Origin of the sequence: Nocardia sp. NPDC051929, from assembly GCF_044548645.1 — a bacterium.
Lineage (GTDB): Bacteria > Actinomycetota > Actinomycetes > Mycobacteriales > Mycobacteriaceae > Nocardia > Nocardia sichangensis.
On sequence record NZ_JBIUCG010000012.1, the window covers coordinates 204,054 to 229,988 of the forward strand.

Annotated in this window: 27 protein-coding genes; 19 read left to right on the forward strand and 8 right to left on the reverse strand. The window is 69.5% G+C overall.

Annotated elements, in window-relative coordinates:
* Positions 1-54 precede the first annotated feature (54 nt).
* Positions 55-456 carry a nuclear transport factor 2 family protein gene (locus ACIHAX_RS18090; RefSeq protein WP_364428734.1) on the forward strand — a complete coding sequence of 134 codons (402 nt, stop codon included), beginning with the start codon at positions 55-57 and terminating at the stop codon, positions 454-456.
* A gap of 10 nt (positions 457-466) precedes the next feature.
* Here the strand turns inward: ACIHAX_RS18090 and ACIHAX_RS18095 are convergent, their stop codons facing one another.
* Positions 467-1,060, reverse strand: coding sequence for a TetR/AcrR family transcriptional regulator (locus ACIHAX_RS18095; RefSeq protein WP_397278569.1), 594 nt, complete (start codon positions 1,058-1,060; stop codon positions 467-469).
* A gap of 111 nt (positions 1,061-1,171) precedes the next feature.
* On the opposite strand from ACIHAX_RS18095, the gene ACIHAX_RS18100 reads away from it, so the two are divergent.
* Positions 1,172-2,329: an alpha/beta fold hydrolase gene (locus ACIHAX_RS18100; protein ID WP_355074679.1), complete on the forward strand. Its 1,158-nt coding sequence runs from the start codon at positions 1,172-1,174 to the stop codon at positions 2,327-2,329.
* A gap of 90 nt (positions 2,330-2,419) precedes the next feature.
* Here ACIHAX_RS18100 and ACIHAX_RS18105 read toward each other — a convergent pair whose 3' ends face one another.
* Positions 2,420-4,039, reverse strand: coding sequence for an acyl-CoA dehydrogenase family protein (locus ACIHAX_RS18105; RefSeq protein WP_364428727.1), 1,620 nt, complete (start codon positions 4,037-4,039; stop codon positions 2,420-2,422).
* Positions 4,026-4,676 carry a TetR/AcrR family transcriptional regulator gene (locus tag ACIHAX_RS18110; protein WP_356963809.1) on the reverse strand — a complete coding sequence of 217 codons (651 nt, stop codon included), beginning with the start codon at positions 4,674-4,676 and terminating at the stop codon, positions 4,026-4,028. Before ACIHAX_RS18110 ends, ACIHAX_RS18105 begins: the two co-directional genes overlap by 14 nt.
* Positions 4,677-4,729: 53 nt before the next feature.
* Between ACIHAX_RS18110 and ACIHAX_RS18115 the strand changes: the two genes are divergently transcribed.
* The 3 genes from ACIHAX_RS18115 to ACIHAX_RS18125 all read left to right on the forward strand — a co-directional run bounded on the left by ACIHAX_RS18115 (position 4,730) and on the right by ACIHAX_RS18125 (position 7,892).
* Positions 4,730-5,503, forward strand: coding sequence for a crotonase/enoyl-CoA hydratase family protein (locus tag ACIHAX_RS18115; protein WP_397278571.1), 774 nt, complete (start codon positions 4,730-4,732; stop codon positions 5,501-5,503).
* A gap of 5 nt (positions 5,504-5,508) precedes the next feature.
* Positions 5,509-6,750: a hypothetical protein gene (locus ACIHAX_RS18120; protein ID WP_397278573.1), complete on the forward strand. Its 1,242-nt coding sequence runs from the start codon at positions 5,509-5,511 to the stop codon at positions 6,748-6,750.
* 377 nt (positions 6,751-7,127) lie between these two features.
* Positions 7,128-7,892 (forward strand): MspA family porin, encoded by a 765-nt coding sequence (locus ACIHAX_RS18125; protein WP_364428719.1) that lies wholly within the window; start codon positions 7,128-7,130, stop codon positions 7,890-7,892.
* On the opposite strand, the gene ACIHAX_RS18130 is transcribed toward ACIHAX_RS18125, so the two are convergent.
* Positions 7,868-8,587, reverse strand: coding sequence for a TetR/AcrR family transcriptional regulator (locus ACIHAX_RS18130; protein WP_397278575.1), 720 nt, complete (start codon positions 8,585-8,587; stop codon positions 7,868-7,870). The two genes, ACIHAX_RS18125 and ACIHAX_RS18130, sit on opposite strands and share 25 nt — an antisense overlap.
* A gap of 58 nt (positions 8,588-8,645) precedes the next feature.
* Between ACIHAX_RS18130 and ACIHAX_RS18135 the strand changes: the two genes are divergently transcribed.
* On the forward strand, positions 8,646-9,365 hold the full coding sequence (locus ACIHAX_RS18135; protein WP_397278577.1) for a DUF4386 family protein: 720 nt from the start codon (positions 8,646-8,648) through the stop codon (positions 9,363-9,365).
* A gap of 92 nt (positions 9,366-9,457) precedes the next feature.
* On the opposite strand, the gene ACIHAX_RS18140 is transcribed toward ACIHAX_RS18135, so the two are convergent.
* A complete protein-coding gene (locus ACIHAX_RS18140) occupies positions 9,458-10,138 on the reverse strand; it encodes a pyridoxamine 5'-phosphate oxidase family protein (RefSeq protein ID WP_397278579.1) in 681 nt (226 codons plus the stop codon).
* Positions 10,139-10,218: 80 nt separating this feature from the next.
* Between ACIHAX_RS18140 and ACIHAX_RS18145 the strand changes: the two genes are divergently transcribed.
* From ACIHAX_RS18145 to ACIHAX_RS18160, 4 genes are all read left to right on the forward strand, one after another.
* Entirely contained in the window at positions 10,219-11,589 is a 1,371-nt protein-coding gene (locus ACIHAX_RS18145; RefSeq protein WP_397278581.1) for a PLP-dependent aminotransferase family protein, read from the forward strand.
* An 84-nt stretch (positions 11,590-11,673) separates the two neighbouring features.
* Entirely contained in the window at positions 11,674-11,919 is a 246-nt protein-coding gene (locus ACIHAX_RS18150) for a DUF2630 family protein (RefSeq protein WP_355074698.1), read from the forward strand.
* A gap of 8 nt (positions 11,920-11,927) precedes the next feature.
* Entirely contained in the window at positions 11,928-13,364 is a 1,437-nt protein-coding gene (locus ACIHAX_RS18155) for a dihydrolipoyl dehydrogenase family protein (RefSeq protein ID WP_397278583.1), read from the forward strand.
* A 13-nt stretch (positions 13,365-13,377) separates the two neighbouring features.
* Entirely contained in the window at positions 13,378-14,886 is a 1,509-nt protein-coding gene (locus ACIHAX_RS18160; RefSeq protein ID WP_397278585.1) for a carboxylesterase/lipase family protein, read from the forward strand.
* 9 nt (positions 14,887-14,895) lie between these two features.
* Here the strand turns inward: ACIHAX_RS18160 and ACIHAX_RS18165 are convergent, their stop codons facing one another.
* Together ACIHAX_RS18165 and cobF are read right to left on the reverse strand one after the other, a co-directional pair.
* On the reverse strand, positions 14,896-15,765 hold the full coding sequence (locus tag ACIHAX_RS18165; protein ID WP_397278587.1) for an Fpg/Nei family DNA glycosylase: 870 nt from the start codon (positions 15,763-15,765) through the stop codon (positions 14,896-14,898).
* A 61-nt stretch (positions 15,766-15,826) separates the two neighbouring features.
* Positions 15,827-16,570, reverse strand: a complete 744-nt coding sequence (gene cobF, locus ACIHAX_RS18170) for a precorrin-6A synthase (deacetylating) (RefSeq protein WP_397278589.1) — start codon at positions 16,568-16,570, stop codon at positions 15,827-15,829.
* Positions 16,571-16,678: 108 nt separating this feature from the next.
* Here cobF and ACIHAX_RS18175 point away from each other — a divergent pair, with 108 nt between their 5' ends.
* The 6 genes from ACIHAX_RS18175 (at position 16,679) to ACIHAX_RS18200 (ending at position 21,048) form a co-directional block, all read left to right on the forward strand.
* Entirely contained in the window at positions 16,679-17,506 is an 828-nt protein-coding gene (locus ACIHAX_RS18175) for a thymidylate synthase (protein ID WP_364428694.1), read from the forward strand.
* Positions 17,503-18,003 (forward strand): dihydrofolate reductase, encoded by a 501-nt coding sequence (locus tag ACIHAX_RS18180; protein WP_355074710.1) that lies wholly within the window; start codon positions 17,503-17,505, stop codon positions 18,001-18,003. The genes ACIHAX_RS18175 and ACIHAX_RS18180 overlap by 4 nt, the downstream gene beginning before the upstream one ends.
* A gap of 185 nt (positions 18,004-18,188) precedes the next feature.
* Positions 18,189-18,515, forward strand: coding sequence for a cupin domain-containing protein (locus ACIHAX_RS18185; RefSeq protein ID WP_355074712.1), 327 nt, complete (start codon positions 18,189-18,191; stop codon positions 18,513-18,515).
* Between the two features lie 57 nt (positions 18,516-18,572).
* On the forward strand, positions 18,573-19,631 hold the full coding sequence (locus ACIHAX_RS18190; protein WP_364428689.1) for a Dyp-type peroxidase: 1,059 nt from the start codon (positions 18,573-18,575) through the stop codon (positions 19,629-19,631).
* Positions 19,628-20,428 carry a family 1 encapsulin nanocompartment shell protein gene (locus tag ACIHAX_RS18195; RefSeq protein ID WP_397278592.1) on the forward strand — a complete coding sequence of 267 codons (801 nt, stop codon included), beginning with the start codon at positions 19,628-19,630 and terminating at the stop codon, positions 20,426-20,428. Before ACIHAX_RS18190 ends, ACIHAX_RS18195 begins: the two co-directional genes overlap by 4 nt.
* Before the next feature lie 89 nt (positions 20,429-20,517).
* Positions 20,518-21,048, forward strand: coding sequence for a hypothetical protein (locus tag ACIHAX_RS18200; protein ID WP_355074717.1), 531 nt, complete (start codon positions 20,518-20,520; stop codon positions 21,046-21,048).
* A 152-nt stretch (positions 21,049-21,200) separates the two neighbouring features.
* Here the strand turns inward: ACIHAX_RS18200 and ACIHAX_RS18205 are convergent, their stop codons facing one another.
* The gene (locus ACIHAX_RS18205) at positions 21,201-22,694 is read right to left on the reverse strand and encodes a peptide deformylase (RefSeq protein WP_364428680.1); all 1,494 of its coding nucleotides are present in this window, start codon (positions 22,692-22,694) and stop codon (positions 21,201-21,203) included.
* Between the two features lie 178 nt (positions 22,695-22,872).
* On the opposite strand from ACIHAX_RS18205, the gene ACIHAX_RS18210 reads away from it, so the two are divergent.
* From ACIHAX_RS18210 to ACIHAX_RS18220, 3 genes are read left to right on the forward strand one after another with little or no spacing between them, the layout of a single operon-like run.
* On the forward strand, positions 22,873-23,859 hold the full coding sequence (locus tag ACIHAX_RS18210) for a dTDP-glucose 4,6-dehydratase (RefSeq protein ID WP_364428677.1): 987 nt from the start codon (positions 22,873-22,875) through the stop codon (positions 23,857-23,859).
* The gene (locus tag ACIHAX_RS18215) at positions 23,856-24,836 is read left to right on the forward strand and encodes an ATP-grasp domain-containing protein (RefSeq protein ID WP_397278595.1); all 981 of its coding nucleotides are present in this window, start codon (positions 23,856-23,858) and stop codon (positions 24,834-24,836) included. The genes ACIHAX_RS18210 and ACIHAX_RS18215 overlap by 4 nt, the downstream gene beginning before the upstream one ends.
* Complete coding sequence (locus ACIHAX_RS18220; RefSeq protein ID WP_364428671.1) at positions 24,820-25,935, forward strand: DegT/DnrJ/EryC1/StrS family aminotransferase; 1,116 nt, start codon at positions 24,820-24,822, stop codon at positions 25,933-25,935. Before ACIHAX_RS18215 ends, ACIHAX_RS18220 begins: the two co-directional genes overlap by 17 nt.

Genomic DNA, 25,935 nt, shown 5'->3' on the forward strand with positions numbered 1-25,935 from the left:
CATATGCAAGACAGTCGCTTGTCGCATACCTTGGGCGGCCCTAGCGTCGTGGGCATGACCGCGCTCGACAACAAGAAGCTGCTCACCGACATCTTCGAGCAGATGTCCCTCGGCAACACCCGCGCACTCAGCGACGCCATGGCCGACGACTTCCGCTGGGTCTTCCCCGGCGACTGGTCCTGGAGCGGTACGTGGCAGCCGAAATCAGCTGTGCTGGAAGGACTCCTGCGTCCGCTGATGGCTCAGTTCACCGCATACCGCTCGGCCGCGGACACGATCGTCGCAGCCGACGACCGCGTCGTCGTGCAGGCCCGCGCCGAGGCCGTGACCACGCGCGGGGAGACCTACAACCAGACCTATTGCTTCGTCTTTCGGGTCGCCGACGGGAAGCTGCGCGAGGTGGTCGAGTACTGCGACACCGCGTTGGTCGAACGCGTGCTGACCCGCCCCGCCTGAGAGGCAGGACTCAGCCTCGCCAACCCGCGATGAGCAGGTCGGTGAGCCGGCCCAAATAGTCCGGCTCGATCGGAATTCCCACGATCATCAGCCGCCAATAAAGCGGTCCGGCGAGCATGTCCAGCGCCAGATCGAGGTTCAGATCCACGGGCAGCTCGCCGCGGGCGATAGCCCGCCGCAGCATATCGGCGGCCCGCTCGCGCCGCGTGTCCCGCGCACCGACCAGAAGCGACTGCGCCAGTGTCGGATTGCGCGACGCCTCCGCCAACAGATCGGGAATGACCCTGGCCGCCAACGGATGGGACAGCATGCCCGCCGCCGACTCCAGATAGGCCCGGACATCACCGCGCAGGGTGCCGGTGTCCGGAGTCTCGGCGGCCGCGACCGCCAGAGTCGAGGCGAGAGCGGTCACCATCTCCTCCTTCGATCGCCAACGCCGGTAGACCGTCGGCTTGCTGACGCCGGCCCGCCGCGCCACCGCCTCCATCGAGAGCCGGCCGTAGCCGACCTCCGCCAATTCGGCGAGCACCGCTTCGGTGATGGCCTCCGTCACCTGCGGTTGCATTACGGCGGCCCCGGCGGGACGGCGTCGTTCGGCTGTCATGCCCCCATCATGCCACGACGATACGGTTGCGTTTACACGTAGTTGTAATCTACGGTTTCAACGTCGATACGCCATCGTGTTGACGTAGTCGGATAGACGTAGGAGATTCCGGTGAAGTTCCTGTTCGATGACGAGTCCTTTGCCTTCGAGGCGCTGCGGACCGCCTGCTTCGCCGAGTTCGGCGGCGCCGATCTCGGCGAGGTGCTGGCTGTCGCACGCGCCGTTCCCGACGGTGACGAGGAGGCATGGTGCACACAGTGGACCGTCGCGGGAGACCGGGCGCGCGCGCTCGGAGGTAGACAGGCGCTGCTGCGCGCCTCGAACTACTACCGCACCGCCGAGTTCTTCCGCCGCGACGATCCGTTCGACGATCCCGTCGCGAAGGACCTGTTCGCACGGGCCCAGGACACCTTCGCCGAAGCCGCCCAACTCATGGACACGCCCGTTGAGGCAGTCGAGATCCCTTACCAGGACACCCATCTGCCCGGCCTGCTGTTCCTGGCCGACGACTCCGGCGCACCCCGGCCGACCATCATTCTCACCAGCGGCTTCGATTCCCCGGCCGAGGAGGCGTACTTCGCCCTCGCGGCCGCGGCACTGCCGCGCGGCTACAACGTCCTCGCCTACGACGGCCCCGGCCAGGGTGCCGCGTTGCGGCATCAGCGATTGTTCTTCCGCCCCGACTGGGAAGCGGTCCTCACCCCGGTCGTGGACTACGCGTTGACGCGGGCAGAAGTGGACGCCGAGCACGTCTACCTGTACGGCTACAGCCTGGGCGGCTTCCTGACCCCGCGGGCCGCCGCCTTCGAACACCGCGTCGCCGGGCTGATTCTCGACGGCGGCATCTACAGCTACTACGACGTGAACTTCGCGAGCATCCCGGCCGTCGCCGCCGAGTGGGTCATGGCAGGCCGCGATGACGTCGCGGATCCGGTCGCGCATCTGATGATGGCCAACCACACCGGCACACGGTGGGCGCTGCGCAACGGCCCGTGGTCCTTCGGCACCGCCACCATTTCCGAATACCTGCGCCGCACAAGGGAATACACCCTCGACGGCCTCGCCGATCGCATCACGGCGCCCACCCTCATCTTCGCCCCGGACAACGACCACTTCTTCGCGGGCCAGCCCGAGCGCCTACACCGCGAATTGACCTGCCCCACAACGTTGGTTCCCCTGCATAGTGTCGATGGCGCCGGGGAGCACTGCGCCTATGGCGCCCGTTCCACCCTGCTCCACCACATGTTCACCTGGCTCGACGCCCTCTGAGATCTGCGGCGCGGGGACTCCTGGGCCGATTCGGACACCTCGCCTCCGGGGACCGCTTCACCCGAACCGGTCCCCGGTTGCTCGGCAAGCTCAGACGAATGCCCGTTCGATGATCGCGCCGGTGTCGACGCCGGTGGGCAGCGTGCCGAACGCGATGCCCCAGTCGTCGCCGAGCCGGGTCGCGCAGAACGCGTCGGCGACGGCGGGATGACCGTGCCGGACCAGCTGCGCGCCTTGCAGCACCAGCGCCATCAGCTCGACGACGCGCCTCGCGCGGTACTCGATGTCGTTGAGATCCGACAACTCCTTGCCGACCCGGGCGATCGCGTCGTCCAGGCGCGGATTCTCGCCCTTGGCGAGCGACACTTCGTTGAAGTACGCCTCGACCGTCTCCGGCTGACGCCCCATGGCACGCAGCGCGTCCAGCGCGGCGACATTGCCCGACCCCTCCCAGATCGACATCAGCGGCGCCTCCCGGTACAGCCGTGGCATACCGGATTCCTCGGCATATCCGTTGCCGCCGAAGCATTCCAGCGCCTCGGCCGCATGCGCGGGCGCCCGCTTGCACACCCAGTACTTGGTGACCGCGAGCGCGATGCGCCGCAGTGCCGCCTCGGCCGGATCGCCGCCCGCCCGGTCGGTGGCCCCGGCCAGCCGCATCATGACGGTGGTCGCGGCGTCGGACTCGATCACCAGGTCGGCCAGCACGTTGCGCATGGCGGGCTGGTCGATCAGCTCGGCGCCGAATACTTTCCGGTGCCGCGCGTGGTGCACGGCGTACACCGCGCCCGCCCGCATACCGGTCGCGGAGCCGATCACGCAGTCCAGCCTGGTCATGTTCACCATCTCGATGATGGTCTTGACGCCCGCGCCCTCCGCGCCGACCAGCCAGCCCGAGGCGTTCTCGTACTCGATCTCCGAAGAGGCATTGGACTTGTTGCCCAGCTTGTCCTTCAGTCGCTGGATGCGGATCGGGTTGCGGGTGCCGTCCGGCAGCACCCGGGGCAGCAGGAAACAGGACAGGCCGCCGGGCGCCTGCGCCAGGGTGAGGAACATGTCCGACATCGGCGCGGAGGTGAACCACTTGTGGCCGACGATCCGGTAGGAGCCGTCCGGCTGCGGCGTCGCGGTGGTCGTGTTGGCGCGCACGTCCGAGCCGCCCTGCTTCTCGGTCATCGACATGCCCGCGATCAGCCCGGCCTTGGTGGACGGCTCACGCAACCCGAATTCGTAGACGCGGGAGCCGAGCAGCGGCTCGTATTTCGCCGCCAGTTCCCGGTTGTGCCGCAACGCGGGGACCACCGCGTAGGTCATCGAGATCGGGCACATGTGGCCCGCGTCGGCGGTGCCCCAGGTGTAGAACTTCGCCGCACGCGCCACGTGCGCGCCCGGCCGGTCGTCCAGCCACGGGGCGCCGTGCAGGCCGTGCTCGACGGCCACGCGCATCAGGTCGTGCCAGTGCGGATGGAACTCGACCTCGTCGATGCGGTGCCCGTAACGGTCGTGCGTGCGCAGCACCGGCGGGTATTCGTTGGCCAGCCTGCCCCACTCCTGCGCCTGCGCGCCGCCTGCGAGCGCGCCCAGTTCTCGCACTTCGGCTTCCGCCCAGCCCGCCCCTTCCCGGTGCAGGCCCTCGAGCAGCGCCGGATTTCGCGACACGTCGAACGGCACGATGTCGGGCACCTGGTTGAAGACTTCATGCGTCTGCATCTGACACTCCTGTTTCCAGCCGGGCGCCACCCGCGCCCGGGTCGTCGCGCACGCCGAGTGCGCGCATCGCGAAAGCGGTGAGTTCGGGGACGACCGATTCGCCGTGCGGCGCGTCGGCGAGCGGCCCGACCAGCACCTCGCCGATCGCGCCGACCAACGCGGCCGCGCTGATCCTCGGGTCCTGCGGCGGGATCTCGCCCCGCGCGATGCCCTCGGCCACCGCCGATTCGAAGGTCTCGGCGAACGCCCGCCGGAAGTGCAGGCGTTCACTGTCCACGGCCGCGTCGACCGGCTCGGCGAGCAGCACGTAGGCCAGGTTCGGGTTCTTCAGCGCGCGGCCCGCGAAGGTCTCCACGGCCGCGGTGACCCGCTCGACGGCCGTTCCGAGCGCGCCCGCCGCGGCCACGGCGGCGACCTCGCGGGCGACCACCTTCCGGAACACCGCCCGCACCAACGCGGACTTGCCGTCGAAGTTCTTGTAGACGGTGCCGGTGGCCAAGCCCGCCTCGGTCGCGACCGCCGCCATGGACAGCGCGGCGTAGCCGCCGCGCGAAAGCACCTTCGTCGCGGCCTGCACGATCAGCCCCGCCTGAGCGTCCAGGCGGGCCTGCACAGCGGGAGTTCTGCGGTAGGCCACCCAAGAAGTGAAGCACGAATTCATTTCTTCACACAAGGGTGCTTTTACGGCGTATGGTCGAGCGCGTGACGGTACTCATCGAACGCAACGGCCCCGTGACGACCGTGATCCTGCACCGGCCCGAAGCACGCAACGCCGTGGACGGGCCGACCGCCGCGGCGCTGGCCGACGCCTTCCGTGAGTTCGACGCCGACCCCGATGCGGCGGTCGCGGTGCTATGGGGCGACGGCGGCACCTTCTGCGCGGGAGCCGACCTGAAGGCACTCGGTACCGAGCGCTCCAACCGGGCCGCCGAGGACGGTGACGGCCCGATGGGACCGACCAGGATGCGGCTGTCCAAGCCGGTGATCGCCGCGGTCTCCGGCTACGCGGTGGCGGGCGGGCTCGAGCTCGCGTTGTGGTGCGATCTGCGGGTCGCCGAACAGGACAGCACGTTCGGCGTCTTCTGCCGCCGCTGGGGCGTCCCGCTGATCGACGGCGGCACTGTCCGGCTGCCGCAGATCATCGGCGCGGGCCGCGCCATGGACCTGGTGCTCACCGGCCGCGCGGTCGCCGCCGAGGAGGCGCTGCGAATCGGGCTGGTGAATCGCGTGGTGCCCACCGGCGAAGCCCGCCGCGCGGCGGAGGCGCTTGCCGCCGAACTGGCCGCGCTGCCGCAGACCTGCCTGCGCTCGGACCGGATGTCGATGCTGGAGCAGGAGGGGATGACCGAGGAGTCCGCGCTGCGCAACGAGTTCCGCCACGGGCTGACGGCGCTGGCCGACGGCGCGCTGGACGGCGCGCAGCGCTTCGCGGCCGGCGCGGGCCGGCACGGCGCTCGCGCCTGAGCCTCATGGGCCGGCTGAGCGTCGTCGACGAGATCTTCCTGCGTGGCCACCGGGGGCTCGGCACGCCGATCGCCTTGCAGGGGCTGTGGCGGACAGCCGACCGGGTGGACCCCGCACTGCTGGTGCGGGTGCACGAGGCGTTGCGGTCGGGCCCGTTGGGACGCAGAGTGGTTCGCCCGCGCGTGCCGGGAGCTCGCCGGGCCTGGCGGCCGAATGTCCGGGCGTATCCGATACGCCGCGCCGAGGGCGTCCTCCCGGTCACGAACCTGCTCGACTGGGCCGACGCGCAGGGCGCCGGGCTCGATCCGGAATACGGCCCTGGGTGGCGGCTTTCGACCGCGGCGCTGGATGACGGTGGTTCGGTCGTCTCCCTCACGTGCTCGCACGTGCTGGCCGACGGGCGCGCGCTGGTGCTCGCGGTGGACGACGCCCTGGGCGGCGCTCGGGTACGTCCGGCGGATCTCTCCGCACGGGAATCGGACTGGGCCGACGCCCGCCGCCAGTGGTCGATCGTCCTGCGCGGTACCGCGGCGGCGCTACGGCACGGAGTTCCGCGGCAACCCGCCGCGCCGAGCCGGGACGAGCGGACGCGCAGGGCCGACAACGCGACGCACAGCGCGATCCTGCAATGCCCGGCCGCGGAGTGGGATCGCGTGGCGGCGCGCGACGGCGGCACGGCCAACAGCCTGTTCATCCACCTCGTCGCGAGCGTGCTCTGGGACAGCGGGTTTCCCGGCGACACGATCGAGACCAGTCTGCCCGTCGACACCCGCGACGAACCCCGCGTCGACAACGATCTCGCCATGACGCGCATCGCGATCACCCGCGCCGACACCCCGGCGACAATCCGCGCGCTGGCCCGTTCCGCCTATGAGCACCGCATGTCCGCGCCGAACGACATGCCCGAAGAACTCCTCCAGGTGATTCCGGACCGCTGGGCCTACGCACTGTCCAAAGGTGCGGGCGAACGAGACGTTCTGTGCTCCAATATCGGCACGCTCCCGGCCTCGTTGCTCGAACTCGGCCCACACCGCTGCACCGGCGTCGCCGCTCGCGCCATCCATCCCGGCCTCACCAGTTCGCGACTGCCCCGCACCCGACTCTCGGGCTACCTCTGCCGTATCGGCGACGATTACGTGCTGAGCTTGGTCTCGCTCGACCCGGAGCGGATCGAGTCCGCCGGTGTGCTGCGCGAACTGGCGGTGCGCGCGGCGAAATCCGCGGGCTTGCACGCATCCGCGTGGTGAATCCCGCGAACTGACACGCCGAGCCACGGGCGCGCCCGCCGAGGGCGGGCATATCCACGGGCGCGCAGCCGACTCACGGATTTTCGCGCGGTGAGTTCAAACGACACGCGCAAAATTTCGGCGAACAGCGGTGAGTTTTGTCGACCTGGTATGAAATCCGATAGTTTCGCTCGCCGGTCACGGCGATTCGCGCGAATGCCGACGACCGCGATCGGTCGGGTCGGCCGACTCGCCGTGTCGGCAGGATCACCGTCGTCGGCGGCACTGCCCGATAAAGTCTGCGGCGTATGCCGAGCGAGGGCCGCGACGACCCATTTGCCGTGCAAGTCCGTTTCGCGCAAGAAGTTCCGATTCCATCGATACTCGACTGGAGCATGATGAACCGAAGGCATTCGCGTACTCTCGCCGCGATCATCGCGGTGGTGGTGACCGCTACCGGCGCTTTCGCTGTTTCCGATTCCGCAGCGGGCGCCGCGCCAGGAGAGATCAACGCCGGTGGACTGCATCTGATCGCGTCGGCGAACGCCAACAACTTCGCGGCCGCCGGTGACATCGCGCCGGGAATTCCGTTCGTGCACTCGGTGCGGGTGTCCGGAGACTTCTCGGTGTCTCTCGACGGCCCCACGGCGCTGCGCGGCGGAGAGATCGCCGTCGGATATCTGGTCGGCTGCGCGGTCGACATCTCCAACGGCATCTCGATCGGTATCTCACCCAGCGTCGGAATCAACGCCGGGATCGCGCCCTCCTTCGGCCTGGAGGGGTCCCTTACCTGGGAGGCGCCCTCCTTGCAGATGAACATGCCCGATCAGCACATGATGATGCCCTCCCTGCAACTGATGGCGCCGCCGAGCGTCAGCGTCGGCGCCGCCGTCGCCATCCAGCCCAGTATCGGCGTCGAGGCGGGCGTCGCCGGCGAACTCGCGGTGAATCTGGCCCCCGGTTCGGTCACGGCGGCGGTGGTCGGCGCGGCGGAAATCGACGGGGAATCCGAATTCCCTTACACTTTCGCGCACACGAATACCCCGTTGAATGTCAGCGGTTGCCTTTCACCGGCCTCGGCCATGCCTTTTGTCACCGTACGGGCCGATTCGAAAAGGGCAACCGCGCAAACGACCGGCTATGGTGCCCCGTTCTGGTTCTGACCGTCGCGCCGCACCAATCCGTCCAGCAGCGCGCGCAGTCCCCAGTCGAACTGCGCGTCCGAGATCCATTGCGCCAGTACGGCGGCACTCGCCCGGGTGCGCGGCCAACGATCACCGTCGACGGTGTCGAACGCGGCCGCGCGACCGGCGATCCGCTCGGATTCCGGCGCCAGCGGTGGTCTTCCGTCGGTTTCCGCGACTTCCATGGCGAGCGAGCCGATGACCTGGACCATCACGGCGTAGGCCGCGCGGGCGCAGTCCTCCTCGGAGAGGCCGGTTCTGGCCAGACAGTTCAGCAACGCCTCCCCGACGTCTCGTGCGGCGTCGCCGTCCATGGGCGCGCTCATCATCAACCCCGCCACCGCGGGATGTCTCCGCACCTCGGTTCGTAGTCCACGGGCGAATTCCAGGACGGCCGCGCGGGGTTCGACGCCCGGGTCGGCGAGCACGGCGACCGGCACCGCTCCGAGCACCCGTTCGACCACCGCGCGCTCCAGGTCGGCCCGGCTCGCGACGTAGGTGTAGACCGCGTTCGGATTCACGCCCAGCCGAGTCGCGACCGATCGGATCGACACCGCGGCGACACCGCCCTCGTCCATGAGTTCCATGGCGGCATCGACGATCTGCGTGTCGCTGAACGCCCGTCGCTCGGGCCTGGTCCTGCGTTCTCCTGGTGTTGACTTCGCCGTTGCCACGCGGTTGACTGTACCCCGTACAGCTACCTGTACCCCGTACAGCCAGAATTGAGACGCCATGCCCGCACGCCCCTGGCCCGCCATCGCCCTGCTGGTGGCCGCGCCGATCACCCTGAACGTCGCCTTCGCCGGACTCGGCTCGGCCTTCGACTATCCGCACGTGTTACGCGAACCCGCGGCCGAAGTGCTCACCCTGTTCCGGCACAACCAAAGCGCCGTCGTCGCCTGGTTCGTCGTGCTGGCCGTCGCAGCCGCCGCACTGGCGCCGCTGGCGGTTCTGATCGGCAAGCTGGACCGCACACCGGCCATGCGCGCCGCCGTCGCGCCGGGCGTCGCGGCCGCCGCCGTGCAGGCGATCGGCTTGCTGCGCTGGCCCGTCGCGGTTCCGGCGCTGGCGGCGCGGGCCGCCGAGGAAGGCCCCGGCTCCTCGGCCGTGCGCACTTTCGAGGTGCTGGGCGCGGCGCTCGGCACCGGCCTCGGCGAGACGGCCGGATACACCCTCACCGCCGCGTGGACGGCCCTGGTCGCCATCGCGTTGCGGCACAGAATGCCCGCGGCGTGGAGCGTGCTCGGTTACGTCTGCGCCGTCCTGGTGCTCAGCGGAGTACTCGTCCCGCTGGACATCCCGCTCATGGCGCAGACCAACTTCGTGGGCTATGTGCTGTGGAGCCTCTGGCTGCTGGCCTTCGCGGCGCTGCTCGCCTGCCTCCCATCCGCCTCGGCGGCCCGCCACGAGTCCACGCCCGCGCAGCGGATCGACGCGCCGCACCCGCTGTGACGCGCACGAAAACGCGAGCGGCCGTTCACGCTCAGCGGTCGATCTCGCCGCCACCTCCGGACTCGTGCTCGTCGTCCACACCCCACAAGTGGTCAGCGGACGGAGGCCGAGCGCTCCAGGACGTCCGCGGGGACCGGGACGCCGGGGTCCAGGTCCGTGGAGTCGATCGGGGCGTCCCACATCTGGCGCAGCGGGAGGACACCGGCCCACACGCCGCCGTTGTCGACGTCCGACGGGTCGTCCTTCGGGCCGCCCGCACGGACCTTCACCGATGCCTCGGTGAGGTCGAGAGCGAGCACCTTCGTGGCGGCGAGCTCCTTCTTGCTCGGGGGCCGCACGCGCGACCACGCGCCCGGTGCGGCGTGCTCGACGATCACGCGCAGCCCGTGCAGGCGTTCGTCGTGCTCGGTCACCTCCCGCGCCCGGCCGAGCACGACCGCGGAGCGGTAGTTCATCGAGAAGTGCATGGCCGAACGCGCGTAGACCACGCCGTCGACCAAGGTCACCGCCACCGAGATGTCGGCGGCGAGCGCCGCGCGCAGGTTTCCCGCGCCGGTGGAGCCGTGCAGGTAGAGCGTGTCGCCGTCGCGGCCGTAGGCGGTCGGCAACACGACCGGCGTGCCGCCGAGCAGCACACCGAAGTGGCAGATCAGCCCGGCGTCGAGCACCGCGTCCAAGTCGGCGCGATCGGTGCGGGCACGGTCGGTCAGCCGGGTCGGCGTGCTGCGCGGCGTCGGCGAGAGGGGAGCCCGTGGGCTGACTGTTTCGGTCATGAACCCAGCATCGATCCGCTAATGGCATTATCAAAGTGCCAATTCAAATGATTCTCAGCAGTCCACTTCGAGGAGGAGCCGTGCTGGACGACCTTCCCCTCGACCTCGATCGCGACCTGGCGCGACCGCTGTCGGTGCAGATCGCCGACCAACTGCGCCGCGCGGCGACCAGCGGGCCGCTGCGCGGCGGCGACCGGTTGCCGTCCACTCGCGCGCTGGCCGGGCGGCTCGGCGTGAGCCGCACAGTGGTCGCCGCCGCCTACGACCAATTGCACGCGGAGGGCTGGCTCGACGGCAGACGCGGCTCCGGAACCTACTTGACGACCGCACCGGCCGCCGCGCCCGCGCGCACCGACGCCGTGGACGACACCGACGCCGCGCCGCAGCTGTTCGACCTCGGCCCCGGTGCGCCGTGCGTCGACGCCATCGATCCCGCCGCATGGCGCCGCGCCTGGCGCGCCGCGGCGGACCACTCCCCGCTCGTGCGCAAGGACCGCGCGGGCGAATCGGAGTTCCGCACGGCGGTCACCGAGCATCTGCTGCGCCACCGCGGGATCGGCGCGGGCAGCGACACCGTGCTGCTCGCGACGGCGGGAACCAGTTCCGCCGTAGGCGAATTGGCCGTGGCGCTGCTGCGGCCGGGCGATGCCGTCGCCATGGAGGATCCCGGCTATCAGCGCGCCGCAGGGGCATTCGCGGCGGCCGGTCTCGAGGTCGTCCCGGTTCCCGTCGACGCGCACGGACTGCGCGTCGACGCGCTGCCGTCCCGGATCAAAGCGGTGTACTGCACTCCGGCGCATCAATTCCCACTCGGCGCGCGGATGCCCGCGGCGCGACGGGTCGAGCTGGTGGAGCATGCGCGCCGCTCCGGGATCTTGGTCATCGAGGACGACTACGACGGCGAATTGCGCTACGACACCGCGCCGCTGCCGCTGCTGGCCACCATGGCTCCGGACGTCGTCGTCCACCTGGGCACGACTAGCAAGATCCTGTCCCCCAGTCTCGGTGTCGGCTGGTTGCTCGCCGCTCCGGAGATAGCCGGGGCGGTGCTCGCCCACCGCGAGCGCACCGGCACCGGCCCGAGCACGGCGGGCCAGCGCGTGCTCGCCGCTTTCGCCGCACACGGTGATCTGGCCAGGCACCTGCGCAGGCTGCGCCGCATGCTGCCGCCGCGCCGGGCGCTGGCGGTGACCGAACTGCGCCGCCGCGGACTCGGCGTGCTCGGCGACGACGCGGGTTCGCACGTCGTCGTGCCGGTGGAGTCGGCCGAGGACGAGCTGCGCGTGGTCGCGGAAGGCCTGGCGCACGGTGTCGCGCTGGACGGGTTGGCCAGACATCACCTCGGATCGCGCCGGGACCACTTCGGCGTCGCGCTCGGCTACACGGCGCTGTCCTGGCCGGAACTCGCCGCGGCCGTCCCGAAGGCCGCCGCGTGCCTCGCCCGGCCGTAGCATGGTCGGGGTCAGCGAACAGGCCCGGAGGCGGCAGCGCAGCGTGATCACGCGGAGCCCCGCACCTGCCGGAAAGGACGGACCATGAGCGAACAGGACATCTTGGCGCGGATCAAGGAACTGGTCGACCAGGAGCACCAGCTGCGCTCGCAGGCGACTCGCGGCGAATTGGACCCGAGGACCGAACGCCAGCGCCTGGCCGAACTGGAAGTGATGCTGGATCAGGCCTGGGACCTGCTCCGTCACCGCCGGGCGCGGATCGATCAGGGCCAATCCCCGGACGCGGTCCAAGCCAATACGGTCTCGCAGGTCGAGGGCTACCTGCAGTAGGCGCGGCGATGTCGAGCACACCAGCCGACTACGACGTCATCGTGATCGGTGGCGGACCGGCGGGCGAGAACGCCGCCGCCTACGCCGTCGCGGGCAGCGACCGCACGGCCGCCATCGTGGAGCGTGAACTCATCGGTGGCGAATGTTCCTATTGGGCCTGCATCCCGAGCAAAGCGCTGTTGCGACCGGGCCACGTCCTGGCGGCCGCGCGGGCGATGCCGGGCGTTTCGGCCACCGGCCTCGACGTCGAGGCGGTGCTGCGGCGGCGCGACGCCTTCGTGCACGACCATGACGATTCCGCCCAGGTCGACTGGGCGCGCGGCAACCACATCGACGTCGTTCGCGGCACCGGCCGCCTGACCGGCACGCGCTCGGTCGAGGTCGACGGGCGGCAGTTGCGCGCCCGGCATGCCGTGGTGCTCGCCACCGGCACCACCGCGAACGTGCCCGATGTGCCCGGCCTGCGCGCCGCGCTGCCGTGGACCTCCCGCGACGCCACCAATCTGCACGAGGTCCCGCGCCGGGTCGCCGTGGTCGGCGGCGGCGTGGTGGCCAGTGAGGCGGCGACCTGGCTGGCCGCGCTCGGGGCCGAGGTCACCCTGCTGGTGCGCGGCTCGGCGCTGCTGGCCGCCAACGAGCCGTTCGCGGGCGAACGGGTGGCGGCGGCGCTGACCGACGCGGGCGTGCGAGTGCGTTTCCGCACCGAGCCCACCTCCGTCGAGCGCCCGGTCGCGAAGGACACCGGTGAAGGCCGGATCCACGGCGGTTCCGTCACGGTCCGGTTGCGGGGTCCCGAAGGCGAGTCGGCGCTGGAGGTGGACGAGATCGTGGTGGCGGCCGGGCGCGCACCGGCCACGAAAGGGCTGGGCTTGGACGCGGTCGGGCTGTCCGACGGTTACATCGCGGTCGACGACCACCTCACCGCGCGCGATGTCGAGGGCGAGTGGCTGTATGTGGTCGGCGACCTCAACCACCGCGCCGCGCTCACCCACATGGGCAAGTACCAGGGCCGGGTGTGCGGCGACGTGATCGCCGCGCGGGCCGAGGGCAAGCCGCTGGAGGATCCGCGGTTCGTGGCGAGTTCCGATCACGGCAAGGTGCCGCAAGTGGTGTTCACCGCGCCGGAGGTCGCGGCGGTCGGCCTGACCGAGGCGGCGGCCAGGGACGCGGGGCACTCGGTGGAGACCGTCGAACTCGACATCGAGGTGGCCGGGTCGGCGTTGTCCCGGGACGACTACGCGGGCCACGCGAAACTGGTGATCGACCGCGCCACCGACACGCTGCTCGGCGCCACCTTCGTGGGCCCCGACGTGGGCGAGCAATTGCACGCGGCGACGATCGCCGTGGTCGGCGGGGTGCCGCTGTCCACCCTCTGGCACGCCGTGCCAGCTTTCCCGGCGGTCAGCGAGTTCTGGCTGCGCCTGTTGGAGGCGCGGCGCGCGTAGCTACCATTTCTAAATGGTGGCAACAACGGATATCGCGACCGCCGACGGAGTCGTCCGCGGTCGCAGGGGCCGCCGCGTCCTGCGCTGGCGGTCCATTCCCTACGCGGCTCCTCCCATCGGAGACCTGCGGTTTCGCGCTCCGCAGCCGGTCGAACCCTGGTCCGGCGTTCGGGCGGCGACGGACTTCACCTCCGCGGCGATGCAGCATCGCTCCGGGGCACGGATCGGGCCGCGCGCCTATCAGCCGACCAGCGAGGACGCGTTGACACTCAATGTCACCGTGCCCGCGACACCGGCGGCGAGCCCGCGCCCGGTGCTGGTGTTCATCCACGGCGGCGGCTATCTCATCGGAACCTCCGCGCTCGGGCTGTACTCCGGCGCGCGACTGGCGCTGCGTGGCGATGTGGTGGTGGTCTCGCTGAACTACCGGCTGGGTGCGTTCGGCTACGTCGACTTCAGCGAATTCGGCACCGCGCAGGAACCGTTCGACTCCAACCTCGGCTTGCGTGATCAGCTCGCCGCATTGGAGTGGGTGCGCACCAATATCGCGGCCTTCGGCGGCGATCCGGGCAACGTGACGATCTTCGGCGAGTCGGCCGGGGCGCATGCCGTACTCGGTCTCCTGGCCACACCGAAAGCCAAAGGGCTTTTCCATCAGGCCATTTCTCAGAGCCCACCCGCGGACTGGGCAGTGACGGCCGAGGAAGCCCGCGGCTTCGCGCGCCGCTGCGTCGCCGCGCTTGGCGCGACGCCGGACACCGCGCACACCGCCCTGCGCACCGCAGGCGCCAACGACATCCGCCGCGCGGTCGACCGCACCATCGGCCAGGTGGTGCGGGAACAGCCCGGCGCCTTTCCGGTGTGCCCGGTGGTGGACGGCGAGTTCCTGCCGGTTTCCCCGGTCGACGCGATCACCGACGGCTCCGCGCACCGGGTGCCGCTGATCATCGGCACCAACCGCGACGAGGGCACGCTGTTCGCCAGGTTCGCCGACGAACTGCCCACCACCCCGGACCGGCTGCGCTCGGCGCTCGGTAACTCCACCGAGGCGGAGTCCAGGATCAAGGCGGCGTATTCCGGCTATCCGCGGCCGAAGGCCGCGGTGCGGGCGGGTGGCGACTACACCTTCTGGCGTCCTTCGGTGACGGTCATGGAAGGTCACAGCAGGCACGCGCCTACCTACGCCTACCGTTACGACTTCGCCCCGCGCGCCCTGCAACTCGCCGGGATCGGCGCCACGCACGCGACCGATCTCATTCCGGTCTTCGGCGTGACGGATACGCCGATCGGCCGGGCCTTCACCGCCGCGGGCGGCAGACGCGGATTGCGGGCGGTCACCGAACAGTTCCAGGACAACTGGCTGGCTTTCGCGCGCACCGGAACTCCGCTGCCGTCCTGGCCCGCTTACACGGAGGCCCGCAGGTCCACCCTGATCATCGACTACCCCACGCGCGTGGAACACGACCCCGACCGGGAGAAACGACTCGCCTGGCAGGGCGTGCGGGTCCCGACGCTGACCTGAGCCGGGCCGCTACTTCAGCAAGCGCGACATCCGCCGGTCCGCGAGGATCTTGCCGCCGGTCTGACAGGTCGGGCAGTACTGGAAGGACCGTTCGGCGTAGGAGACTTCGCGGACCGTGTCGCCGCAGACCGGGCAGGGTTGCCCGGTCCGCGCGTGCACCCGCATACCGGAGCGCTTCTCGCCTTTGAGGCGGGCGGCGTCCTGTCCGACCGAGCGCCGCACCGCGTCGGTGAGCACGGTGCGCATGGCGGTGTACAGCTCGGCCACCTTGTCCGCCGGAAGGGTCTTGGTGTTCGCGAACGGCGAGATCCGCGCCGTATGCAGGATCTCGTCGGAGTAGGCGTTGCCGACGCCCGCCAGCAGCGCCTGGTCCACGAGCGCGGTCTTGATCCGCTGGGACGTGCCGTGCAGGATCTCGGCGAACTGCGCCTCGGTCACCTCCAGCGCGTCGGGGCCCAGGCGCGCGATACCGGGCACCGCCTTCGGGTCCGCCACCACGTACACCGCGAGCCGCTTCTTCGTGCCGGCCTCGGTGAGGTCGAACGCTGGTGTCGCCCCTTCGGGCGTGAAGAAGTGCACCCGCAGCGCCAGCGGGCTCTTGCCGCCCGGCTTGGGCGGCGTCGGGCTCGGCTCATCGATCCAGCGCAGCCATCCACCCCGCGACAGGTGCGTGACCAGCCACAGCCCGTCGCATTCCATGCCGAGGAATTTGCCCCAGCGCCCCGCGCCGGTGACGTCTCGACCGGACAGTGCGGTGACCGGGGGCTCGAACGTCTTGACGGCGCTCAACGCGGCCACGTCGACGCGGCCGACCACGGCGCCGACCGCATGCTCCCGGAGGAACTGAGCCAACGCCTCCACTTCCGGTAGCTCAGGCACGGGGTTCAGACTACCCAGCCCTACCGACAACCTGCCCGGTTCGCACACGGCAGCGGGCGGCTCACTCCCCGCGGCGCAGCAGATAGATGTCCATGATCCAGCCCTTCCGGTCGCGCAGCTCGGCGCGGCGGCGCACGATCTCCTCGCTCACCTCCGACAGCGGCCCCTCGATCAACGTCTCGTCCGGCATGCCGAGGTAGGCGCCCCACCAGATGTGCGCGTCGGGGGCCGAAATCGTGGTGAACGAGCAGTCGCCGTCCAGCATCACCAAGGCGTTCTCCGCGCCGAGTCCCTCGTCGCGCAGGCGACGGCCGGTGGTGATGCGTACCGGCTCACCGATGCCGTGCAGCACGATCCGATGCCGGGCGGCCAGGGCCTGCGCGCTGGTGATGCCGGGAATCACCTCGTAGTCGAAACGCACCACGCCGCGGGCGAGCACCCGCTCGATCATCCGCAGCGTGCTGTCGTAGAGCGCGGGATCACCCCAGACCAGGATGCCGCCGACGCCGTCGGCCGCGGCGAACGCCGATTCCAGCAGTGCCGAGCGGCGATCGTGCCAGTCGTCGACCACGTCCACGTAGTCGGCGGCCGTGCGGTCCCGCGGCGGATCGGCGATCGGCACGATCCGGTACGGCCGATCCATGTGTTCGGCCAAGATCGCCGTCCGCACGTCGACCAGTTCCCGCTTGGCCTCCCCCTTGCCGATGACGAAGAACGTCTCGACCTGCCGCATCGCCTTGACCGCCTGCACGGTGACCTGGTCGGGGTCGCCTGCACCGATGCCGATCACGTAGAGCTTGCGCATGGGCTCGAGCTTGCCAGGGCCGCGGCGGGCCACCGTCGTCAGGCGTGGCCAGGGACGCGCCCGATCGGCTCGCCGAGTGTGCGAGCACGAAGACTAGAGTTGCCAGACGTGGCTCATGACGCGCTCGATCCGGCATCGGCTCCCGACACCCAGTACGAGGACCTGTTGCGACTGGTGCTGACGTCCGGCACGAAGAAAGCCGACCGCACCGGCACCGGAACGCGCAGCGTCTTCGGCCACCAGTTGCGCTACGACCTCGCGGCGGGCTTCCCGCTGATCACCACGAAGAAGGTCCACCTCAAGTCGATCGTCTACGAGTTGCTGTGGTTCCTGCGCGGCGACTCCAACATCGGCTGGCTGCGCGAGCACGGCGTCTCCATCTGGGACGAATGGGCCGACGCCCACGGCGAACTCGGCCCGGTCTACGGCGTGCAATGGCGATCGTGGCCCGCGCCGGACGGAACGCACATCGACCAGATCTCCCAGGTGCTGCACACGCTGCGCACCAACCCCGACTCCCGGCGCATCATCGTCTCGGCGTGGAACGTCGCCGACCTGGACAAGATGGCGCTGGCGCCCTGCCACGCGTTCTTCCAGTTCCACGTGGCCGACGGGAAGCTGTCCTGCCAGCTCTACCAGCGCAGCGCCGACCTGTTCCTCGGCGTGCCGTTCAACATCGCCAGCTACGCCCTGCTCACCCACATGGTCGCCCAGCAGACCGAGCTGGCGCCCGGTGACTTCATCTGGACCGGCGGGGACTGCCACATCTACGACAACCACCTGGACCAGGTCGCCGAGCAACTCGCCCGCGACCCCTACCCGTTCCCCACGCTGCGGCTGCATCCCGCGCCGACGCTGTTCGACTACCGCTACGAGGACGTCGAGGTGATCGACTACCGGCACCATCCGGCCATCAAGGCCCCGGTGGCGGTGTGAGCGAGCGGACGGTCGGGCTGATCTGGGCGCAGACCCTGGACGGGGTGATCGGGTCCGGCAACACCATCCCCTGGCGGCTGCCGGAGGACATGGCGCACTTCAAGGACGTCACCTGGGGACATCCCGTGGTGATGGGCCGACGGACCTGGGATTCGCTGCCGCCGCGGTTCCGGCCGCTGGCCGGGCGGCGCAATATCGTGGTGACCAGACAGCCGGACTGGTCGGCCGAAGGCGCCGAGCGGGCGTCATCGGTGCCGGAGGCGCTGGCCAAGTGCGCCCCGGACGCGGTCTGGGTGGCCGGTGGCGGCGAGATCTACCGCGCCGCACTCGAGTTCGCGACCGACCTGCGCGTCACCGAGATCGATACCGCGGTCGAGGGCGACGCCTTCGCGCCGTCGATCGGACCGCAGTGGCGGCCCGACGACCCGGAGCCGTGGCGCACCTCGGCCACCGGCCTGCGCTACCGCATCCGGCACTACACCCGGCGGCCCGCCTAGCGCGCCACGCCAAGAGGCTCCGCGAACGCCGCCCCCACGGGCGGGGACGGTCGAACCCGGCCCGCGCCGCGACGGACTCGGGCATACTCCTCGATATGCGGGCGGCCGGACCCGCGTCCGGTCGCCCGCCTCGAGCCGTTGCCACCAGCCCGGCACCGGCTGTGGTGCTCTGCGAAAGGCGGTCCATGGAAAAGAAATCGCTGACTGCGGTAGCGCGCCAGCAACTGAAGCTGGCCGCCCTCGCCACGAGCGGGCGCAGTTCACAGACAATCTATGGCGGCCACACGCATACGCTGCGGCAAACGGTGGTCGGCCTGACGGCCGGGCACAGCCTGGCCGAACACGACAACACCGGCGAAGCCACGTTGCAGGTGCTCAGCGGCACCCTGGTGCTGCTCAGCGGCGCCAACGAATGGAAAGGCTCCGAGGGCGACCTGATCGTGATACCCAAGGCGCGCCACAGCGTCAAGGCGATCGACGACGTCGCGTTCCTGCTGACGGTGGCGATGTAGCCACCACGATGCGGGTCCGTAGCCCGGCCGGACCGGTCGGGCATTAGGGTGTCGATCATGGGTGAGCCGCAGCCGATCCTCGAACCGCTCACACCGTCCGCGATCTTCTTGGTCGCCACGATCGACGAGGGTGGCGAAGCGACGGTCCGCGACCTGCTCGCCGATATCACCGGCCTGCGCCGCTCGGTGGGCTTCCGCCTGCCGGGCGCGAACCTCACCTGCGTCACCTCGATCGGCTCCGACGCATGGGACCGCCTGTTCGCCGGCCCGAAACCGGCTGAGCTGCATCCGTTCCCCGGTTACGTCGGCGCACGCCACACCGCGCCCGCGACGCCGGGCGACCTGCTGTTCCACATCAAGTCCGAGGTGCAGGACGCCTGTTTCGAGCTGGCCATGGCGATCGGCGATCGGCTGGCCGGTGCGGGAACGATCGTGGACGAGACGGTCGGCTTCCGTTACTTCGAGCAGCGCGATCTGCTCGGTTTCGTGGACGGCACGGAGAATCCGGAGGGTCGCGCGGCCTACGCGGCGGCGCTGGTGGGCGAGGAGGACCCGGACTTCACCGGCGGCAGCTACGTGATCGTGCAGAAGTACACGCACCCGCTGGCGGACTGGCGCGCGCTGTCGGTGGAAGAGCAAGAGCGCGTCATCGGCCGCACCAAACTGGACGACTTCGAACTCCCCGACGAGATCAAGCCGGCCGACTCGCACGTCGAGGTCAACACGCTGATCGATCCGGACGGCACCGAACGCCAAATCCTGCGCGGCAACATGCCCTTCGGCAGCGTGCGCGAGGGCGTGTTCGGCACCTACTACATCGCCTACGCGGCCACGCCGAGCGTCACCGAACGCATGCTCACCCGGATGTTCCTCGGCACCGACGAGGCCGCTTACGACCGCATCCTGGATTTCTCCGTCGCCCACACCGGCACCTCGTTCTTCGCACCCACCGTCGATTTCCTCGACGATCTGCCGCCTGCGCCGTGGGAGGCGGCGGAATCCGCGGTGTCCGTGGACACCGACGGCGCTGGTCCCGCAGATCCGCCCGGCATCGCCGCGCCCGCGGGCGACGGCGCCCTCGGTATCGGCTCGTTGAAAAGGAGCATCCGGTCATGAACAACCTCCATCGCGAACTAGCGCCGATCACCTCCGAGGCGTGGGCGGCCATCGAGGAGGAGGCGACGCGCACGTTCAAGCGGCACATCGCGGGCCGACGCGTCGTCGACCTGTCCGGCCCGCACGGCGTCGACTACTCGGCGGTGGGCACCGGGCACACCACGGCGATCGATTCGCCGGACGCCGGGGTGTTCGCCCGTCAGCGGGTGGTCGCGCCGCTGGTCGAACTGCGGGTGCCGTTCACGCTCTCCCGCGAGGAACTCGACAACGTGGAGCGCGGCGCGCAGGACGCCGACCTGGACCCGGTGAAGGACGCCGCGAAGAAGATGGCGTTCGCCGAGGACCGGGCGATCTTCGAGGGCTATACGGCCGCGCACATCACCGGCATCCGCGCCAGCTCGTCCAACGATCCGATCACGCTGCCCAGCGACACCCGTCTGGTCCCCGAGTCGATCGCGCAGGCGTTGACCGCGCTGCGGCTTGCCGGTGTCGACGGACCGTACTCGGTGCTGCTCAGCGCCGATCTGTACACCGCGGTCAGCGAGACCTCCGACCACGGCCACATGATCCGCACGCATATCGAGCGCCTCATCCCGGAAGGGGAGATCATCTGGGCGCCCGCCATCGACGGCGCGATCGTGCTCACCACGCGCGGCGGCGACTTCGATCTGCGCATCGGCCAGGACCTGTCCATCGGCTACCTGACGCACGACAGCACGTCGGTGCAGCTGTACTTCCAGCAGAGCCTGACGTTCCTGGTGTACACGGCCGAGGCCGCGGTCCCGCTGACCCTCTGAGCGCCGGTCACATCTGGGAACGGCCAGGTGCGCGGCCGGAGCGCGAGACGGTACGGTGGCCGGATATGCGCCATGAACAGGTAGGTGAGATGACAACGGTGCGGGCGGGTGTCGTTCCGACGCAGCGCGCCGTGTTCTACAGCGTGCTCGGCATCCTTGCCACCGTCACGATCTGCGGTTCGTTCGTCGCCGCGTTCGGGGTGAACCGGGTGTTCACCGGCCTGCTGGCCGGAGCGGTCGTCGGTATCGCGGTGCTGGTCGCCCTGTTCACCCGGGACGCCGTCGTGCTCACCGATCACGCCATCTACCGGCGCAAGCCGTGGACGATCTCCCGCATCTCGTGGGACCGCGTGGTGGCCGGGCGCTTCACCCTGGACGAGCGCGCCCGATGGTCGCTGGCGCTGGACCTCATCGGCGGCGACGAACCCCACGGCGAACTGGTGCTGTTGTCCATTCCCCCGGTGGTCCGCCCGGTCGCGGGAGCGTACGACCTGCGCAAACGCGACCAGGTGACGGAGATACGGGCGATACTGCGGCGCAAGCGGATTCCGGTGACCGTGTTGCCGCAGATCGCGGGGGCGTTGCAGGAGCATTGGCAGATCGCGCCGCCGACGCACTGAGGTTGGCGGCCTGTCGATAGATCTGGGACGTCCAATATCCTCGGCGGCACCGACCCTTCACGCCCCCACCAGGAGCCGAATACGTTCCCGCCGCCCCCGGGGTCACAGGGACGGTGAAGACCAGGTTCAGTTCGTGGTGGGAGGCGTCGGCATCAGTAGGTCCAGTTCGTGCCGGTGCCTCGGTACTTCTCAACGGAGATGGGCTCGGAACCCGGCTTCATGTGGTCGAGGTAGAGCCGTCCGTACAAGTGGTCGACCTCGTGAGCGACCAGGCGCGCAACGCCGCGATCGAACACGGTGATCCGGGTGTCGCCGTCGATATTGGTGTGCTCCACGTGGATGGTCAACGGGCGCGGTACCCGCCCGCGCAGGTCGAAGAAACTCAAGCATCCTTCGTATTGCTCGTCTTCCCCGCTGGTTTCGACGATGCGTGGATTGAACAGGGTGATGACGTCTCCCATGGGGGTTCGCACGATCGCTGCGGCACGGCTGATGCCGATCTGGGGCGCGGCGATGCCCATTCCCTTGCCGAATACGTGAGCCTGGGCTACACGTTCCGCGGCTGAATTAAGTTCGGCCACGACGCGGCGCGCGTCTTCGGCTTCGGCCGGCAGATCGAACGGGCGCGCGACCTGGCGCAGAATCTCGTCACCTTCCTGCGCGATGCCCAGGCCAGCCATGACCTTGCTCGGTGGGGTGCGTTCGTCGTCGCTGCGTCCGCGGAAGTCCCATTCGAGGCGGTAGCGCGCATGCAGCGGCGGATCATCGGTGGACCAGGCATAGATGTGGCGTTCCTGGTCCACCTGATGGGAAATGGGTGTGCGGAACGGCTGACCTTCGGCCGCCATCGAGGTCTGGAGCCCCCAGACCGAGGGCTCGAGCGCGGCGGGGAAGTCCAACCGCACCGACAGGCGATTGGTAGGTAGGCGGACCGCGCGCTGAAACCAGTTGCCCCAGTGAGCCTCTGAGACGGTGTACTCGTACTCGATCCAGCAGGCATGGCCGGGGTAGAGCGGAAAGTGGCGGCCACCATCGAGTTCGCTGAACATCAGCCAAACTTCCTTGAACGCATCGCGGTCATGGTGCGCGGTCCAGGCCATGGGCTCGGCGCGGTGTTCGCCGTGCCAGGCATGCAAGTCGATCTCGTCCCAGGTCAGTGGGTGTTCCTGATAGAGCTGGTTGGATCGCTCGGGGTCGCCGGGGTGGCGGTCGACCGAGATCCGGATCAGATAGCGGGTGATCGGTTCGGAGCCGCCGTTGATCAGGCGCCGCCGTTGGCGCAGCCGGTAGGTGTGCCCGTCGAAGGACAAGCTCGCATCGTCGTGATCAACCACCAGTGACCCGGCAGCGTCGCTGAGATCGACAGCGGCCGGACGGGTGACGGCGGAGCGGTAGGCGCGGAACTCCTCGAACGCGGCGCGCAGTGCCCCACCGGCTTGAAGGGCCGACTCGGCGCAGGCGGCGAACTCTCGGGATGGCTTCTCGGTGCCGGATTCGATCTTGGACACATACGGGCGGCTGTAGCCGAGTTTGGCGGCCAGCGCCCGGCGTGACAGGCCACGGACATCGCGCCAGCGGCGCAACTCGAGCGCGAAGGCATTGACCTGCGTCACGGCATTGTCGGGCGAGGTTTCGGCCGGGGTCACTGTCGTGCTCCTGTTCGCGCGGGGTGTGCATGTGCGTGAGTACCCCGTGAGTATGCGCCCACTCTGACGAAACACCCTGCATCCATGGGGAAATTGCACACCCAGCGACCCGCCTCCGGCTTGACCCGTTGATTGCCCTGGGGTGGTTCGCGGCCAATACGATTCGGGGAGGCACAACATGAGCAGAGTCCTGGTGACCGGGGGCGCGGGTTTCATCGGCTCGCACTACGTCCGGCATCTACTCGGCCACGATGACGTCGAGCAGGTCACTGTGCTCGACGCACTCACTTACGCCGGGCACGCGGAGAACCTCGGCGCCGCGATGCTCTCGCCGCGGCTGCGTCTGGTTACCGGCGATATCGGTGACTCCGCCCTCGTGGACGAGTTGGCGGCTTCACACGACGAAATCGTCCACCTGGCCGCGGAGTCGCACGTCGATCACTCCTTCGCTCAGGCCGCACGGTTCATCGCCACGAATGTGGCAGGCACGCAGACGGTTATCGATGCCGCCCTCCGACATCGGATCACCAAGGTGGTGCATGTGTCCACCGATGAGGTGTACGGGCCCGCACTTGAAGGTGCCGCGAGCGAGGATGCCCCGCTGGCGCCGACCGTGCCGTACGCGGCGAGCAAGGCCGCTGCGGACCTGATCGCGTTGTCCTACTACCGGACTCACGGCGTGCCGGTGTGTGTGACTCGCTCGTCGAACAACTACGGCCCGCATCAGCACCCGGAAAAGATCATCCCTGCCCACATCACCTCGTTGTTGCACGGAACCAAGATCGTGCTGCACGGCGACGGACAGCATGTGCGGAACTGGCTGCATGTCGCCGACAACTGCGCGGGCCTGGAGCTCGTGCGCCGCCACGGCACTCCGGGGCAGGTCTACAACCTGGGTGGTGGAACCGATTTGACCAACGAAGCCCTCACCGGGCTGATCTTGGCCGCGATGGGCGCGGACTGGGATCGCGTCATCCGGGTACCCGATCGCCGCTGCAACGACCGCCGCTACGCGATGACCTGGGACAAGATCGCGCGGCTGGGATACCGGCCCCGGCTCAGCATCGAAGACGGGCTAGCCGAGACCATCGCTTGGTATCGCGCCAATGCCGACCTGTGGGCGCCGATGCTGGCCGCCCGCACCGGCGCCGGTGTCCAGCGGTGAGCGAGGCACGGGTCCTGGTCACCGGTGTCGGCGGCCAGCCCGGTTTCGACGTGGCGCGGCGCCTGCGTCAGCTCGGCGCGACGGTCATCGGCGTCGACGCTGACCCGCTGGCCAACGGGTTCCTACTGGACGGGATCGAACCGCGGCTGGGCCCGCATGTCGAGGACCCCCACTACGGGCCGGCATTGATGAAGCTGTGCGACACCGAGGCCGTCGACGCGGTTGCCCCCACCATCGAAGCTGAGCTGCCTGCGCTTATCGAGATGACCGCCGGAATGTACGCGCTGGGCACGCGGACCTGGCTGCCACCGAGTTCGGCAGTCACCGCCTGCCGGGACAAAGCCACCTTCGCCGAGGCACTCGCGGCGGTCGGCGTCGCACACCCGGCAACGTGGCTGCCCGAACAGCTCGAAGACGCGCCCTCCGGTGGGGCGTTCGTCGTCAAACCCCGTCGGGGCCAGGGATCACGTGGCGTCCTGGCTTGTCAGGGCCGTGACCGAGCGCGCGCGGCCTGCCTGCTGATCGAGGACCCGATCGTGCAAACCCGGATCATCGGCACCGAATTCACCGCGGACTGTCTCGTCGGCGACGACGGCCGAGCTGGTGTCATCCTGCGGTGGCGGCTGCTGACCAAAGGCGGGCTGTCGATCGTGACCAGCACCTTCACCGACCCCGACATCAATGCCCTCGTGCGCGCCACCCTAGTCGCGGTCGGAATCCGCGGGTGGTGTTGCGTGCAGGGTTTCGCTACCGATACCGGCCCGCAGATCACCGAGGTCAACGCACGGCCCGCCGGTGCGTTTCTGGCCTCCGAAGCCGCCGGCGCCGACCTGACGGGCCAATACCTTGCTGCCCTGCTCGGTGGGCCGATCGACTACGACCGACTCACCTACCGCCCCGGGGTGAGGCTCACCAAATACGTCGACACCCTCGCCGTTGTCACCACCACAGGAGACCGTGATGCTCACGCCGACTGACTCTCCGGCCGTCGCCCGCAACGCCGCCCCGTACCTGCACGGCCCGGAAACTGCTGCCCTCGCCGCCGCGCTGGAGGCCGGCCAGTACGGGCACAACACCGAAACCGAACTCTTCGAGCAGGAACTGGCCGCGTTCCTCGGCGTCGCCGACGTCGTCACGACCCATCGCGGCACCGCAGCCCTGCACATGGCGTTGATGGCAGTCGGGATATGGCGCGGCGACGAAGTCGTGGTCCCCTCCCAAACGTTCTGCGCCACCATTCACGCCATCCGCGCCGCCGGCGGAGTGCCGCGCTTCGCCGACATCGACCCCGCCACCCAATGCGTCACCCCCGAAACCGTCGAGGCCGCGATCACCGTCAACACCCGCGCGGTGCTCCCGGTGTTCTACGGCGGCCGCGCTGTCGACCTGACCGAACTCCGGCTGGCCGAACGGGGAATAGCCGTGGTCGAAGACGCTGCCCACGCCTTCGGCTCCCGACACCATGATGGGCGCCGGGTCGGTGCGACCGGCCAGCTCACCTGCTTCTCGTTCGGCCCGATCAAGAACATCACCTCGATCGAGGGCGGCGCGGTGGTGGCCCGCGACCGCCGCGAAGCCGAACGGCTGCGTACCATGCGGACACTCGGCATCCGCGCCACACAGCTGACCCGCATTCGCACCACCGACTACCGCGTCAACGGATTCGGTCTGCCGTATCACCTGTCCGCCGTGCACGCCGCGGTCGGCCGAGTTCAACTGGCTCACTTCGACCACGTCATCGATCGGCGAATGGCCCTATGGCGCAGCTACGCTCGCGCGCTCGCCGACCTCGAGGAGGTGCGTCTCGTCGACGTCGATATAGACCACACGGTGCCCTTCAACCTGGTCGTGCGAGTGCGTGACCGTGACCAGGTGTTCGCGCGGATGAAGGCGGCCGGCATCGGGGTCGGTGTGCACTACCCGCCCAACCACACCCAGCCTGCCTTCGAGCGCTGGCACCGCCGTCTGCCTGCCACCGAGCACTCCGCGGCGGAGTTGCTGTCGTTGCCGTTTCACCTCGCCATGACCGACACCGACGTCACCACCGTCGTGACGGCACTGGCTGGCGCGCCGTAA